The sequence below is a fragment of the Longimicrobium sp. genome (assembly GCA_036387335.1).
GTDB lineage: Bacteria > Gemmatimonadota > Gemmatimonadetes > Longimicrobiales > Longimicrobiaceae > Longimicrobium.
Window position 1 is genome coordinate 1 of record DASVTZ010000043.1, and the last position, 13,796, is coordinate 13,796.

Consider the following 13,796-nt stretch of genomic DNA (forward strand, 5'->3'; position numbering starts at 1 on the left):
TTGAGCGGGCGAGTTCTCGCCAGTTGTCGGGAAGGAAGCGGGTGATCACCGCCCACTCTTCCGCAAGGATGTCGGCTCTCATGGAATCCACGATAAGCCGGCTCGTTGCCACGTGCAAGCCTTAAGTTAACGCGTATGGGGATGAATCCCCCGGCTGGAACCACGGGAAGACGGCTGAAGCCGTCTCGTGTGTGCAGGCACTGAACCCGTAGTCCGCGCAGGCGGACTTTGCGTGGTTCCAGCCGCGAATTCATTCGCCCCCGGATCCGCGAAAATCGTGCGTGATGCAGGAATCGGGGCGGGGGCGAGGGTGGGCAGACACGCAGGTCTGCCCCTACGGATGGACCGGTTTGAACCGCGGGGGTGGTGCGGGGGCGGGCACGGGCGCGATGAATCGCGCCCCTACCGGTGCGGGTCTACACCAGTGCCCCCACCTCCGCGTCGAGGGCGGGGACCGGGGCGGGGCGGCCGAAGAGGTAGCCCTGCAGGAGGTCCACGCCCAGCTCCTCCATGACCGCCCACTCCGCCTCGGTCTCCACGCCCTCGGCGAGGACGAGGTGGCCGTTGTCGCGGCCCAGGCCGACGAGGGAGGCGCAGATGCCGCGGTGGGCGGGGCTCTCGACCGACTTCGTCACCAGCTCGCGGTCGATCTTGATCATGTCCGGGGCCAGGTCGGCCAGCAGCGACAGGCCGCTGTAGCCGCTCCCCACGTCGTCCAGCGCCACGCCGAAGCCCTTGGCGCGGTAGTGCGACAGGATGCCGCGCAGGTGGTCGTGGTCAACGGTGCGCTCGCTCTCGACCACCTCGAAGGTGATCCGCTCCGGCGCGATGCCGCTCTCGCGGGCGGCGCGCACGGTGGTCGCCAGGCAGAACTCCGGGCGGTAGATGGCGGTGGGGAGGAAGTTGATGAGGAAGCGGCAGTGCTCCGGCACGCTCAGGCGGCCGATGGCGCGCAGGTGGAGCTCGCGCACCACGCGGTCCAGCATGAAGGTGAGGTGCTCCTGGTGCGCCCACCCCAGCAGCGTGGGCGCGGGGATCAGCGACCCGTCCAGCGCCCTGCCGCGCATCAGGCACTCGTACCCCCACAGCTCCAGCGTGCGGGCGTGGAACACGGGCTGGAACCAGCTCTCGATGCGCTCCTCGTTCAGCACCGGCATCAGCTCGGAGCTGTCCGCGGAGACCAGGCCGCCCAGCCCCTCGGCGTGGATCAGCGCGGGGAGCTGCTGGTGGACGGGGACCTCGGGGCGCAGCCAGGCCGCCCGCACCGCGCGGAAGCGCACGGGGTCCAGGACGGTGCGAAGGAAGTTGGCCAGGTCGCTGATCCCGGACATCGGCCGCCCCTCGCCCACGTCCACCAGCGCGGCGCTCAGCGGGAGGTCGAACTCCCAGCCGTGCTCCTTTCCGAATTCTTCCAGCTCCGGGTACTCCTCGAAGCTGCGGACCAGGAGCGCGACGCGCCTCTGGTCCGTTCGGCATTCGCAGTGCACCGGGGCTACTCGCCGCGCGCGCCGGCGGGCGCCAGCCAGACGGGGAGGCGCGCCATGAAGGAGCGGATGTCGAGCGGCTTTGCCACCCAGTCGTCGCAGCCGGCGGCCAGCACCCGGTCGCGGGCGCCCTCCATGGCGGTGACGGCCACGATGGGGATGCGGGGAAAGTCCGGGTCGGAGCGCAGGGTGCGGGTCGCCTCAAGCCCGTCCATCCCCGGCATCATCATGTCCATCAGGATCAGGTCCGGGCGGATGGCGCGCGCTTCCGCCACCGCCTCGTGCCCGTTCGCCGCCAGGTGCACGTGGTAGCCGAACGCCTCCAGCAGCGTGCAGAGCGCGTCGCGGCTGTCCTCGTGGTCTTCGGCGATCAGCACCGTAGCGCCGCCCCCGGGCGCGGGCAGCGCTCCCCGCAGGTGCGCCGAGAGCGAGTGCGAGCCGCGCGACGCGGTATGGAACGGCAACGGCTCCGAAGCAGCCGGGGAGAGTACAGCCATCGATGTTTGAGGGCGTCAACAGGGTGGAAAACGGTTGCGGCACGATACCGAAACGCAAGGGATGTGCCCCCGCTTCACACAGCCTGGCTTGTGCCGCCCGGCCGATACGGGTACAATTTTGCGAACTTTCTTTACACCCCGTCCGTACAGAATCCATGCAGCCGATGGTCCTGACGCGGCGCGTGCGCTTCTGCGCCGCGCACCGCTACCACCGCCCGGAGTGGAGCGACGAGCGCAACCGCGAGGTGTTTGGGCCGTGCAGCAACCCGCACGGGCACGGCCACAATTATCTGCTCGAGGTCTCCGTAGAGAGTACCTTGGATCCCCTCACCGGGTTCACGGTGGACCTGGGCGCGCTGGACCGGGTGCTGCGCGAGGAGGTGGTGGAGCCGCTCGACCACCAGCACCTCAACCACGCCGTCCCGGAGTTCGCGCCGGGCGGGCTGATCCCCACCACCGAGAACATCCTCCTCCTCCTGTGGCCGCGGGTGGAAGGGCGTCTGGAGGGGGCGCGGCTGGTGGCGATGCGCCTGCACGAGAACGACGACTTCTTCGTGGAGTACCGCGGCCCGAGCTGACCGGCAAACGCAGAAAGCCGCCCACCGGGCGGCTTTCTGCGTTTGCGCGGTCAGGATGGATGGGCGCTCAGGTGCACCCTGAATCGTGGGGGGTGATCTCCCGTGCCGCGTTGATGCTGAACCAGCGAAGACCGTCGAGGGTGGGTTGGGCGCAGGCCAGGTAGGTGGCCCCGTCTCCGCTGTCGATCTGGAAGGTGTAGTACTTCGCGTTCGCAAAGGTGGCGGTGCCGCCCTCCAGTTGCGCGATGTCCGACGCGTACTCGTCGTTCTTCTGCTTGAAGCGCTCCTGGAGCGTGAAGAGCTGCTTCAGGATCGGCTGCGCCTCCGCTTCCTTGGCCGCCTTGGAGACGTTCGCGAACTTGGGGATCGCGATCGCGGCCAGGACCCCGATGATGACCACCACGATCATGAGCTCGATCAGGGTGAAGCCCTTCCGGCCGAACCGGGCGGAATCAAACGAGGTCATGGTGCGGTTCTCGGTCAGTGGGTGTGGAGCGGAGCGGACCGGCAGCCGCCTCAGGGCGTGCTGCCGGGTCGGGCGTCAGATCGGCTGCTTATCAGGTGCAGGCGGTGGTGGTCGGCTTGGCGTCCGTCGCCGCGCCGGCCTTGCTCTGCGTGATGTACATCGCCACCACGCCCGCGTCGGTGCCCTTCGCGGTCGGAGTCGCCTTCGCGCACATCTTGGTGGCGTCGCCCGATACGATCTCGAAGGTGAAGTAGGTCGCCTTCGGGTCCTCGAAGCCGGTCAGGTTGCCGATGGCGGCCACGTAGCTGTCGTTCTTCTGGAAGTAGCTCTGCTGCAGCGTGGCGATCTGCTTCAGCGTCGGCTCGGCCTCGGACTGCTTGGCGCTGCGGGACACGTTGGCGAACTTCGGAATGGCGATGGCGGCCAGGATGCCGATGATCACGACCACGATCATGAGCTCGATCAGGGTGAAGCCGTCGCGGTTGCGGAGGTTGCGCATGGTGTTGCTCCAGAGAGAGATGAGTGGGTTGGGCCGCAGCACTCCGTCGTGCTGTCGGACTCCTCTAAGGCAACGGGCACGCCACTCGTGGCGCGAAATGCAAGCTGCCGTCCTGCAACGACTTACCAGAACAGTGGGCCGCCGCCGGCCGGGTTTGGCACCGTGATCGTGCACGATTTCTTGCACCCTGCAAGACGGATGGGATCTCCAGCTGCGGGCGGCACGGGTCCTCCGCGGCGTGCCATGCCGTGCCGCTCACGACCGCGAAGAGTGGCGGGAGGAAGCGCCCAGCGCTCTCCGTCGCCTCCGTGGGGGTAACGAGCGCAGCCGCGGAGCTCGCCGGCCCGTGGCACGCCATTCCCGGCCCTTCTGCGCCGAACGCGCTCCGGCGTGCCGGGGGGCCTTCCACGCGAAAGCCCCCGCCCCGGAGAGGTTCCGGGGCGGGGGCTTCGTTAATCCTGCGAGACGCTATCCCTGCCGAAACGCTACGCCGGGTCAGCCGCGGATCAGGTGCAGGCGGTGGTGGTCGGCTTGGCGTCCGTCGCCGCGCCGGCCTTGCTCTGCGTGATGTACATCGCCACCACGCCCGCGTCGGTGCCCTTCGCCGTCGGAGTCGCCTTCGCGCACATCTTGGTGGCGTCGCCCGAGACGATCTCGAAGGTGAAGTACGTCGCGTTCGGGTCCTCGAAGCCGGTCAGGTTGCCGATGGCGGCCACGTAGCTGTCGTTCTTCTGGAAGTAGCTCTGCTGCAGCGTGGCGATCTGCTTCAGCGTCGGCTCGGCCTCCGACTGCTTGGCGCTGCGCGAGACGTTGGCGAACTTCGGAATGGCGATGGCGGCCAGGATGCCGATGATCACGACGACGATCATGAGCTCGATCAGGGTGAAGCCGTCGCGGTTGCGGAGGTTGCGCATGGTGGTGCTCCAGAGTGGGAAGAGTGGGTTGGGTCCTGCAGCACTCCATCGTGCTGTCGGGCCCCTCTAAGGCAACGCGCACGCCATGCGCGGCGCGAAATGCAAGTGATTGCAGCGGAGTGGTTTACGCGCATACGGTGCGGCCGGAGGCCGGTTTGGCGCGCGCCATCTTGCAAGGTTTCTTGCACGCTGCAATGCGCGGTGTGGCGCGCCGGGCTCCTTGCGTGCGCCGCGCCCTTTCTCTATATGGAGCGCGGCCCGCCACCCTGCGCGGACCAGCGACCCAGCCACTCTGGAGCACACGCGTGAGCGACGCGAACATCACGGACATCACCGTCATCGGCGGCGGGCCCACCGGGCTGTACGCCGCTTTCTACGCAGGGCTGCGCGGGATCTCGTGCCGCATCGTGGACGCGCTTCCGCAGCTCGGCGGGCAGCTCATGGCGCTCTACCCGGAGAAGTACATCTTCGATGTGGGCGGGCTGCCCAAGATCCTGGCCAAGGACCTGGCCAACAACATGATCGAGCAGGGCACGCAGTTCGGCCCCGAGGTCGTGCTCGGCGCCGAGGTGCAGGAGATGGTGCGCGAGGACGGGCACTTCCGGCTGGTGACCCCCGCGGGCGACTTCCTCACGCGCACCGTGTGCGTGACGGCGGGGAAGGGCGCCCTCAACCCGCGCGTGCTGGAGTGCCCGGGGTGGGAGGACCACTACCGCGAGGGCGGCGGCGCGCACACGCACGTCCGCCAGATCGAGGACTTCCGCGACCGGCGCGTGCTGATCGTGGGCGGCGGCGACTCGGCCGTGGACTGGGTGCTGGGGCTGCGCGGCGTGGCCCGCTCCGTCACCCTCATCCACCGGCGCCCCGAGTTCCGCGCGCACAAGAGCAGCGTGCTAGAGATGCAGGCCCTGGCCGAGAAGGGAGAGGTGCAGATCCTCACTCCCTACGAGGTGCGGCACATGGAAGGCGTGAACGGGTGCGTGGCCCGCGTCACCATCTTCAACAACGAGACGGACGAGGACACCCACGTCGACGCGGACGCGGTGATCGCGCTGCTGGGCTTCAAGCCTGACCTGGGGCCGATCGCGCGCTGGGGGCTGGAGCTGGAAAAGAACACGATCAAGGTGAACGGCGTCATGGAGACGAGCGTCCCCGGCGTGTGGGCCGCCGGGGACATCGTGCACTACGAGGGCAAGCTGGAGCTGATCTCGTGCGGCTACGGCGAGGCGGCGATCGCGGTGAACAACGCGGTGCGCTACCTGAATCCCAAGGCGCGCCTGGCACCGGGCCACTCGACCAACCTCAAGATCTTCAAGCAGGACGACTGAACGGCGGGGCTCACGCGGAGACGCGGCCGGGACACGCCCACCGGAGGAGAGTCTAGATGCTGATGATCGATCCACCCGTCACGCGCTACTCTCCCGTGCAACGCATTCAGGAGTGGGTTGCGGAGCTGGAGGAACGGCTCAGCGATCCCAAGTACGATGAGGATGATCGGCGTGCGATTCGGCGCAACTTGGAGCGCGCGAGGAGTTGGATTCCGTCTGCAGGACCAGAACCGAGAAGTTGACTCCACGCGAGGAACAGCTGGTCTCACGCGGAGACGCGGAGGCGCTGAGAGAACTGCAACTGCATGGCTCACACAGAGGCACAGAGACACAGAGGAGAACAGAAGAGGGAGGGCGCTGTTCGTTTTCCTCTGTGGCTTTCTGTTCTTTCTGTGTCTCTGTGTGAAACCGCTGTTCCTCTGCGTCTCCGCGTCTCCGCGTGAGGCCATTCTTTAGAAGCTCGCACCCGCACCGGAGCGGCGGATGGAACTGCATGGCAAGGTGGCGCTGGTTACGGGCGGGGCGGTGCGGCTGGGGAGGGCCATGGCGTCCGCGCTGGCGGGGGAGGGGATGCGGCTCGTGGTGCACTACAACTCCTCGCGCGCGCCCGCGGACGAGCTGGTGGATGAGATCCGAAAGGCGGGCGGGGAGGCGGTGGCCATCGGGGCGGACCTGGCGCGTGGCGGCGAGGTGGAGCGGCTCGCGCGCGAGGCCGTCGCGGCGTTCGGCGGGGTGGACGTGCTGGTGAACAGCGCATCCGTATTTCCCCCGGAAGCGCTGGAGGAGACGGACGAGGCGCTGTGGGACCACACCATGGCCGTGAACCTCAAGGCGCCCTTCTTCCTCATCCGCCACCTGGCGCCCACCCTGCGCGAGCGGCGCGGGATCGTAGTGAATATGGTCGACCTGGCGGGGATGCAGGCGTGGGCGCGCTACGCCGCGCACGGAATCTCCAAGGCCGGCATCGCGCACCTGACCCGCGTGGCCGCGCGCGCGCTGGCGCCCGAGGTGCGCGTGGTCGGGATCGCGCCGGGCGCGGTGCTTCCGCCTGACGACACGGACGAGGCGGAGCTGGAGCGCCTCGCCAGCACCGCCGCCCTGCGCCGCCTCGGTTCGCCCGACGACGTGGTCGGTGCGCTCCTTTACCTGCTGCGCGCCGACTTCGTGACCGGGGAGATTCTCGTGGTGGACGGAGGGCGACGGCTGCGGGGGTGAGCTCCGCGCCGGAACATCCAAGCCCGCACCCGGTACGAACTTCCATCCTCCGGCCGTCCCGTTCCACCCGCTCCCCATCCGCATGCCCCGCAAGCCACGCCCCGCCCGCGCCGCGGGCACCTCGCGCCGCCGCGAGATCATGCACGCGCTCCTGGTGGTGCTGGCTCTCGGCCTCGGTGCCGGGGGCGGGCTGCTCGCGTACCTGTGGCCGCGCTGTGCGGGCGACGCCTGTCCGTCCGTGGGCACGCTGCGCACGTACCAGCCGCCCCAGGCGAGCCAGCTCTTCGACGGGCGCGGGAAGCTGGTGGCGTACCTGGCTCCGCAGCGACGCACGGTGGTCCCCATCGAGCGCATTCCGGCGCACGTCTCGGGGGCGTTCCTGGCGGTGGAGGACAAGCGGTTCTACCGGCATCGCGGGGTGGACTACCGGCGGCTGGGCGGTGCCCTGATGCGAGACGTCCAGACGCTGAGCTACCGGCAGGGGTTCAGCACGGTGACGATGCAGCTCGCGCGCAACGTCTTTCCCGAGTACCTGTCGCGGGAGAAGACGATCCGCCGCAAGCTGTGGGAGGTGGTGCTGGCGCGGCGGATCGAGCGGGCGTTCTCCAAGGACGAGATCCTGGAGATGTACCTGAACCAGATCTACCTGGGGCAGGGGCAGTACGGGGTGGAGGCGGCGGCGCGCGGCTACTTCGGCAAGCCCGTGGCGAAGCTGACCGAGGCGGAGGCCGCCACGCTGGCCGCGCTCCCCAAGGCGCCCTCCTTCTACGATCCTCGGCGGAATGCGGACGGTGCGCTGCGGCGGCGCAACCTGGTGCTGGGGTTGATGGCGGACGCCGGCGTGATTACCGGCACCCAGGCGGCGATGGCGCAGGGGCAGCCGCTGGGGCTCGCGCCCCCGCCGGAGGCGCTGGGGGAGGCGCCGTACTTCGTGTCCGCCGTGAGGCGCGAGCTGCGCGAACGCTTCGGGCCGCGCGCGGACACGGACGGGCTGCGCGTGTTCACCAGCCTGGATCCCGTGCTTCAAAAGAGCGCGGAGCAGGAGCTGCGGCGGCAGATCGCGGCGGTGGAGAAGGGGGAGCACGGACGCTTCCGCCATCCATCGTGCGCCGGCGGCACCAAGAAGCCCGAGCGGTGCCTGCAGGGGCTCTTCGTGGCGATGAGCCCGCGCACCGGCGACGTGTGGGCGCTGGTCGGCGGGCGCGACTACGCCCTCAGCCAGTTCGACCGGGTGACGCAGGCGCGGCGGCAGGCGGGTTCCGCGTTCAAGCCCTTCGTCTTCGCCGCCGCGCTCGCCGATGGCATCCCGGTGTCGGCGCCGCTGCTGGGGCCCGGCGCGGAGGTCGCCCGCGGCGCCTACTGGCCGCGCGACCACGTGTCGGACAGCGCCACCGTGGACATGCGCGACGCGCTCCGGCTGTCGTCCAACCGGGCGACGGTGGTGCTGGGGGAACGGGTGGGCGCCGGGCGCGTGGTGAAGACGGCGCACGACATGGGGATCAGCACGCCCATCCAGCCGCTTCCATCGACCTTTCTCGGCGCCGCGTCGGTGATGCCGCTGGAGCTGGTGGCGGCGTACGCTCCCTTCGCGAACGGCGGCTCGAGCGTGCGGCCGCGGCTGATCAAGCGCGTGGAGGATGCGCACGGGCGCGTGGTGTACGAGGCACCCACGTCGCGCAAGACGGTGATCTCGCCGGGGGTGGCGTTCCTGAGCACGTCGATGATGCGCAGCGTGGTGGATCGCGGGACCGGGTCGGGGGTGCGGCAGGCGGGGCTGTCGTACGAGGTGCCCGCGGCGGGGAAGACGGGGACGACCAACGACGGTGCGGACGTCTGGTTCGTGGGGTTCACGCCGGATGTGGTGGCGGGGGTGTGGCTCGGGTTCGACAAGCCGCAGGCGATTCTGGCGAATGCGTCGGGCGGTGGGCTGGCGGCGCCGGTGTGGGGGCGCGTGCTGTCGCGCTTCTACGAGCGCCATGCGGTGCCGGCGGCGTGGGGCGTTCCGTCCGACCTGGTTGCCGTGTCGGTGGACCGCGCCTCCGGGAAGCTCGCGACCGCCGCGTGCCCGGGGGAGTCGGTGGAGACGGAGTACTTCGTGGCCGGCACCGAGCCTATGGAGAGCTGCCCGCTGCACGTGGAGGACGAGGGCGGGTGGCTGGGGCGTGCGGTGCGCGGGTTGGGGGACTGGCTCGGCGGCGGGGATGAGCCGCCGGCTCCCGCGCCGGTGCCGGTACCCGCGCCAGGGGCGGAGCGGCGGTGGCCGTGAGCTGGCGAGTGAACTCGCGGCAACAACAGCACAAAGTCCGCCTGCGCGGACTCGGGGGAGAGGCCGGTGGGCTTCTCCCTTTTCGTTGCGCGTTACCAGCGTGCGGGGGCGGGCGGTGGGGCGGGGGAGGGCACGGGCAGCCACGAGGGGCGGCCCCTACGAGGTTCCGGTGCGAATGCAGGCGTTGGGGTGGGGCAGGCGGTGGGCAGACACGCAGGTCTGCCCCTACCGGCGGCGGTGCCGGCGGCGGGCGGCGGAGCACGGGCGAGCACGGGCGCGATGAATCGCGCCCCTACGGAACCGTGTGGGGCGCGGAGGATGGTGGAGCGCACGGATGCATGCGTCCGCCCCTCCCCCAGGTTGTTTTGGGGGAGGGGCCGCGAGGAACGAGCGGGGGAGGGGGCCCTACGGCAGCTTGTCGCGGATGATGAGCAGGATGGCGGAGTGGGGGACGATCTGGTAGGTGCCGCCGTCGATCTCCACTTCCACGGCGTTGCTGCGCAGGAAGATGACGAAGTCCCCTTTTTGGGCCTGGAGGGGGACGTAGCGCAGGCCGGTGCGCGTGCCGCCGCCGCTGCTCCAGGGCTCGCTGTCGGCGAGGGGCTCGGCGGTGGGGTAGCCGGGGCCCACGTTCACCACGTAGCCGCCCGCCACCTGCTCCTTCTGCGCGACGCCCTGGGGGAGGTACAGCCCCGAGGGCGTCTTGCTGTTCTCTTCCTCCGGCTTCACCAGCACCTTGTCGCCGATGACGATCACTTCACGGCCCATCGTGGCTCTCGATTCCGGGTGTGTGTCCGAATGCGTCGCACGGGAAATAACGCACGCCGCGGGTGGACGCGCAATCACCGCGCGCGGCATGGGAAAAGCGGTGCGGGAGCGCGTCTTTCGGGGGCGAGCCGCAGGGGCTAAACTGTCCCCCGCGCGCCGAGGGCGCGATCCCGGACCGTATATCCAGACAGGAGAACGTGATGAGCGATAGCTTTGGGGCCCGTTCGACGCTTCGCGTGGGCGACCGCGAGTACCAGATGTTCCGCCTGGACGCGCTGAACACCGGCGGGCGCGACGTCCGCCGACTCCCGTACTCGCTGCGCATCCTGCTGGAGAACCTGCTGCGGACCGAGGACGGCGTCACCGTCACGCGCGACGACATCGAGGCGCTGGCCGGGTGGGACCCCAACAGCCCGCCCGACCGCGAGATCGCCTTCACCCCCGCGCGCACGGTGCTGCAGGACTTCACCGGCGTGCCGTGCGTGGTGGACCTGGCCGCCATGCGCGACGCCATGGCCGAGCTGGGCGGCGACCCGTCGCGCATCAACCCGCTTCAGCCGGTGGAGCTGGTGATCGACCACTCCATCCAGGTGGACGCGTTCGGCTCCGCGAGCGCCTTCGAGCAGAACGTGGAGCTGGACTACCAGCGCAACGCCGAGCGCTACGCCTTCCTGCGCTGGGGGCAGCAGGCGTTCGCCAACTTCAACGTGGTGCCGCCCAACACCGGCATCGTGCACCAGGTGAACCTGGAGTACCTGTCGCGCGTCGTCTTCTCCACCGACGAGAACCCCAACCTTCAGGGCGAGGGGCTGCCGCTGGCCTACCCCGACACCTGCGTGGGCACCGACTCGCACACGCCGATGGTGAACGGGCTGGGCGTGCTGGCGTGGGGCGTGGGCGGCATCGAGGCCGAGGCGGCGATGCTGGGCCAGCCCATCTCCATGCTCATCCCCGAGGTGATCGGCTTCCGTCTGGTCGGCGAGCTCCCCGAGGGCGCCACGGCCACGGACCTGGTGCTCACCATCACCGAGCTGCTGCGCAAGAAGGGCGTGGTGGGGAAGTTCGTGGAGTTCTACGGGCCCGGCGTGGCCGCCCTGGCGCTGGCCGACCGCGCCACCATCGGCAACATGAGCCCGGAGTACGGCGCCACCTGCGCCATCTTCCCGCCGGACGAGACGACGCTCCAGTACCTGCGCCTCACGGGCCGTGCGGAGGAGCGGATCGCGCTGGTGGAGGCGTACATGAAGGAGCAGGGGCTCTTCCACACCAGCGAGTCGCCCGAGCCGGTCTTCACGGACACGCTGGAGCTGGACCTGAACACGGTGCAGCCGAGCGTCGCCGGGCCGCGCCGCCCGCAGGACCGCATCAACCTGTCGGACGTGAAGCGCGCGTTCGCCGAGGCGCTGCCGTCGCTCCTCCCCGAGGGGCACGCCGCGCCGGCTTCGGTCAAGGATGCGGCGCCGATCGGCCTGGAGCACGAGGCGAAGAAGGCGAACGGGGTATGGGGCGAGGGGTCGGGCGCGGCGGAGGCTTCGCAGGCCGCGGCGCAGGCGTCGCCGCACGGGGAGGAGAGCTCCATCGACCACGGCTCGGTGGTGATCGCGGCCATCACGTCGTGCACCAACACCTCCAACCCGTCGGTGATGATCGCGGCGGGGCTGCTGGCCAAGAAGGCGGTGGAGCGCGGCCTCAATCGCAAGCCCTGGGTGAAGACGTCGCTGGCCCCGGGCAGCAAGGTGGTGACGGAGTACTACGACCGCGCGGGGCTCCATCCGTACCTGGACCAGCTCGGCTTCCAGACGGTGGGCTACGGCTGCACCACCTGCATCGGCAACTCCGGGCCGCTCCCCGTGGAGATCTCGGAGGAGATCCAGCGGCGCGAGCTGGTGGCGTGCTCGGTGCTCTCGGGCAACCGCAACTTCGAGGGGCGCATCAACTCGGAGGTGCGCGCCAACTTCCTGATGTCGCCGCCGCTGGTGGTGGCGTACGCCATCGCGGGGCGCATCGACTGGGACCCGTACAACGAGCCGATCGGCACCGACCCGGAAGGGCGCTCCGTCTTCCTCAAGGACATCTGGCCGACCTCCACCGAGGTGGCGTCGACGATCCAGTCGTCCATCGAGAGCTCGATGTACCGCAGCAGCTACGCGGGGGTCTTCGAGGGCGACGAGCGGTGGAAGTCGATGGACGTGCCGGAGGGCGACCGCTTCCAGTGGGCGCCGGATTCGACGTACGTCCGCCAGCCGCCGTACTTCCAGGACATGCCGCGCGAGGCGCCGGAGACGGTGCAGGAGATCCAGGGCGCGCGCGCCATCGCCCTGCTGGGCGACAGCGTGACGACGGACCACATCTCGCCCGCCGGGAGCATCAAGAAGGATGGGCCCGCCGGCAAGTACCTGGTGGAGCACGGAGTCGATCCCAAGGACTTCAACTCGTACGGCAGCCGCCGCGGCAACCACGAGGTGATGATCCGCGGGACGTTCGCCAACACGCGCATCCGCAACCGCCTGGCGCCGGGCACCGAGGGCGGCTACGCATCGTACTTCCCGGACGACGAGATCACCACGATCTACGACGCCGCCATGCGCTACCAGGCGGACGGCACGCCGACCATCGTGCTGGCCGGGAAGGAGTACGGCTCCGGCTCGTCGCGCGACTGGGCGGCGAAGGGGCCCTTCCTGCAGGGGATCAAGGCGGTGATCGCGGAGAGCTACGAGCGCATCCACCGCTCCAACCTGGTGGGGATGGGCATCCTGCCGCTCCAGTTCCTGCCGGGCGAGAACGCGCAGACGCTGGGCCTGAGCGGGCGCGAGACGTTCGACATCGTCGGCCTGGCCGACGCCATCGCCGGGCACCTTGCCACGCGCGAGCTGACGGTGCGCGCCACGGCCGAGGACGGCACCACGCGCGAGTTCGGGGCTTACATCCGCATCGACACGCCGCAGGAGGTGCTGTACTACCGCCACGGCGGCATCCTGCAGTACGTCCTTCGCCAGCTGCTGACCGGCAAGGAAGAGCCCGCCGCCATCGAGGGCGGGATGCCCTCCGGCGCCGTGACGCGCGACGCCGCCGCGCACGACAAGGTCACCGAGGGCTCGCAGGAGTCCTTCCCCGCCAGCGATCCGCCGGCGTACTGAACGGAAGTGCTAAGTGCTGAGTCCTAAGTCCTAAGTAGAGGGCTTGGGACTCAGCACTTAGGACTTAGCACTTAGGACTTTGTCCCCATGCCTACACCAACCTTCCGCCCGCGCGGCACCGTCGCGCCGGCCCTGCTGGGGCCCGGCGCCGAGTTCGACCTCATCCGCCGATTTCTGTCGCCGGTGCAGGCGGGGCGGCCGGACGTGCGCGTGGGGCCCGGCGACGACGGCGCGGTGGTGGCGGGGGAGGGAATCGTGCTCTCCAGCGACCTGAGCGTGGAGGAGGTCCACTTCCGGCGCGACTGGCTCCCGGCGGAGGGGATCGGCTACCGCGCGGCCGCGGCGGCGCTCAGCGACCTCGCGGCGATGGCGGCGCGGCCCATCGGCGTGCTCGCGTCGCTGGCGGTGCCGCGGGGGGATGCGGGGGACTTCGCGGTGGAGGTGATGGAGGGGGTGCGGCGGGCCGCGGAGTCGGTGGGCGCGGTGGTGCTGGGCGGCGACCTCACGCGCTCACCAGGGCCCGTGATGCTGGACGTGACGGTGGTGGGCGAGGCGTCGCACCCCGTGCTCCGCTCCGGCGCGCGCATGGGCGACGAGGTGTGGGTGACGGGCGAGCTGGGCGCGGCGGCGGCGTGCGTGGAGCG

At 70.0% G+C, this 13,796-nt stretch carries 13 protein-coding genes; 7 read left to right on the forward strand and 6 right to left on the reverse strand.

Annotated elements, in window-relative coordinates; all coding sequences use genetic code 11:
* Positions 1-416: 416 nt before the first annotated feature.
* Together VF647_04145 and VF647_04150 are read right to left on the reverse strand one after the other, a co-directional pair.
* Complete coding sequence (locus VF647_04145; GenBank protein HEX8451263.1) at positions 417-1,487, reverse strand: EAL domain-containing protein; 1,071 nt, start codon at positions 1,485-1,487, stop codon at positions 417-419.
* 5 nt (positions 1,488-1,492) lie between these two features.
* Positions 1,493-1,948: a response regulator gene (locus VF647_04150; GenBank protein ID HEX8451264.1), complete on the reverse strand. Its 456-nt coding sequence runs from the start codon at positions 1,946-1,948 to the stop codon at positions 1,493-1,495.
* A gap of 188 nt (positions 1,949-2,136) precedes the next feature.
* On the opposite strand from VF647_04150, the gene VF647_04155 reads away from it, so the two are divergent.
* Entirely contained in the window at positions 2,137-2,559 is a 423-nt protein-coding gene (locus VF647_04155) for a 6-carboxytetrahydropterin synthase (protein ID HEX8451265.1), read from the forward strand.
* Positions 2,560-2,626: 67 nt separating this feature from the next.
* Here the strand turns inward: VF647_04155 and VF647_04160 are convergent, their stop codons facing one another.
* The 3 genes from VF647_04160 to VF647_04170 form a co-directional block, all read right to left on the reverse strand.
* Positions 2,627-3,025 (reverse strand): prepilin-type N-terminal cleavage/methylation domain-containing protein, encoded by a 399-nt coding sequence (locus VF647_04160; GenBank protein ID HEX8451266.1) that lies wholly within the window; start codon positions 3,023-3,025, stop codon positions 2,627-2,629.
* 91 nt (positions 3,026-3,116) lie between these two features.
* Entirely contained in the window at positions 3,117-3,524 is a 408-nt protein-coding gene (locus tag VF647_04165) for a prepilin-type N-terminal cleavage/methylation domain-containing protein (protein ID HEX8451267.1), read from the reverse strand.
* A 506-nt stretch (positions 3,525-4,030) separates the two neighbouring features.
* Positions 4,031-4,438: a prepilin-type N-terminal cleavage/methylation domain-containing protein gene (locus VF647_04170; GenBank protein HEX8451268.1), complete on the reverse strand. Its 408-nt coding sequence runs from the start codon at positions 4,436-4,438 to the stop codon at positions 4,031-4,033.
* Between the two features lie 305 nt (positions 4,439-4,743).
* On the opposite strand from VF647_04170, the gene VF647_04175 reads away from it, so the two are divergent.
* From VF647_04175 to VF647_04190, 4 genes are all read left to right on the forward strand, one after another.
* A complete protein-coding gene (locus tag VF647_04175; protein HEX8451269.1) occupies positions 4,744-5,766 on the forward strand; it encodes an NAD(P)/FAD-dependent oxidoreductase in 1,023 nt (340 codons plus the stop codon).
* Positions 5,767-5,822: 56 nt separating this feature from the next.
* The gene (locus tag VF647_04180) at positions 5,823-6,008 is read left to right on the forward strand and encodes a hypothetical protein (GenBank protein ID HEX8451270.1); all 186 of its coding nucleotides are present in this window, start codon (positions 5,823-5,825) and stop codon (positions 6,006-6,008) included.
* Positions 6,009-6,249: 241 nt separating this feature from the next.
* Positions 6,250-6,981, forward strand: coding sequence for an SDR family oxidoreductase (locus tag VF647_04185; GenBank protein ID HEX8451271.1), 732 nt, complete (start codon positions 6,250-6,252; stop codon positions 6,979-6,981).
* 82 nt (positions 6,982-7,063) lie between these two features.
* A complete protein-coding gene (locus tag VF647_04190; GenBank protein HEX8451272.1) occupies positions 7,064-9,247 on the forward strand; it encodes a PBP1A family penicillin-binding protein in 2,184 nt (727 codons plus the stop codon).
* Between the two features lie 405 nt (positions 9,248-9,652).
* On the opposite strand, the gene VF647_04195 is transcribed toward VF647_04190, so the two are convergent.
* Positions 9,653-10,015, reverse strand: a complete 363-nt coding sequence (locus VF647_04195; GenBank protein HEX8451273.1) for a co-chaperone GroES family protein — start codon at positions 10,013-10,015, stop codon at positions 9,653-9,655.
* Between the two features lie 200 nt (positions 10,016-10,215).
* Here VF647_04195 and acnA point away from each other — a divergent pair, with 200 nt between their 5' ends.
* Both acnA and VF647_04205 read left to right on the forward strand, forming a co-directional pair.
* On the forward strand, positions 10,216-13,152 hold the full coding sequence (gene acnA / locus VF647_04200; GenBank protein ID HEX8451274.1) for an aconitate hydratase AcnA: 2,937 nt from the start codon (positions 10,216-10,218) through the stop codon (positions 13,150-13,152).
* Between the two features lie 87 nt (positions 13,153-13,239).
* Positions 13,240-13,796, forward strand: a 557-nt coding sequence (locus VF647_04205) for an AIR synthase related protein (protein ID HEX8451275.1), incomplete at its 3' end; no start/stop codon positions are given.

Excerpts from the sequence above, each read along its gene's own strand:
- VF647_04155 (HEX8451265.1), top strand. The coding sequence starts at position 2,137 with ATGCAGCCGATGGTCCTGACGCGGCGCGTGCGCTTCTGCGCCGCGCAC.
- VF647_04160 (HEX8451266.1), bottom strand. The coding sequence starts at position 3,025 with ATGACCTCGTTTGATTCCGCCCGGTTCGGCCGGAAGGGCTTCACCCTG.
- VF647_04165 (HEX8451267.1), bottom strand. The coding sequence starts at position 3,524 with ATGCGCAACCTCCGCAACCGCGACGGCTTCACCCTGATCGAGCTCATG.
- VF647_04170 (HEX8451268.1), bottom strand. The coding sequence starts at position 4,438 with ATGCGCAACCTCCGCAACCGCGACGGCTTCACCCTGATCGAGCTCATG.
- VF647_04180 (HEX8451270.1), top strand. The coding sequence starts at position 5,823 with ATGCTGATGATCGATCCACCCGTCACGCGCTACTCTCCCGTGCAACGC.
- VF647_04185 (HEX8451271.1), top strand. The coding sequence starts at position 6,250 with ATGGAACTGCATGGCAAGGTGGCGCTGGTTACGGGCGGGGCGGTGCGG.
- VF647_04190 (HEX8451272.1), top strand. The coding sequence starts at position 7,064 with ATGCCCCGCAAGCCACGCCCCGCCCGCGCCGCGGGCACCTCGCGCCGC.
- VF647_04195 (HEX8451273.1), bottom strand. The coding sequence starts at position 10,015 with ATGGGCCGTGAAGTGATCGTCATCGGCGACAAGGTGCTGGTGAAGCCG.
- acnA (HEX8451274.1), top strand. The coding sequence starts at position 10,216 with ATGAGCGATAGCTTTGGGGCCCGTTCGACGCTTCGCGTGGGCGACCGC.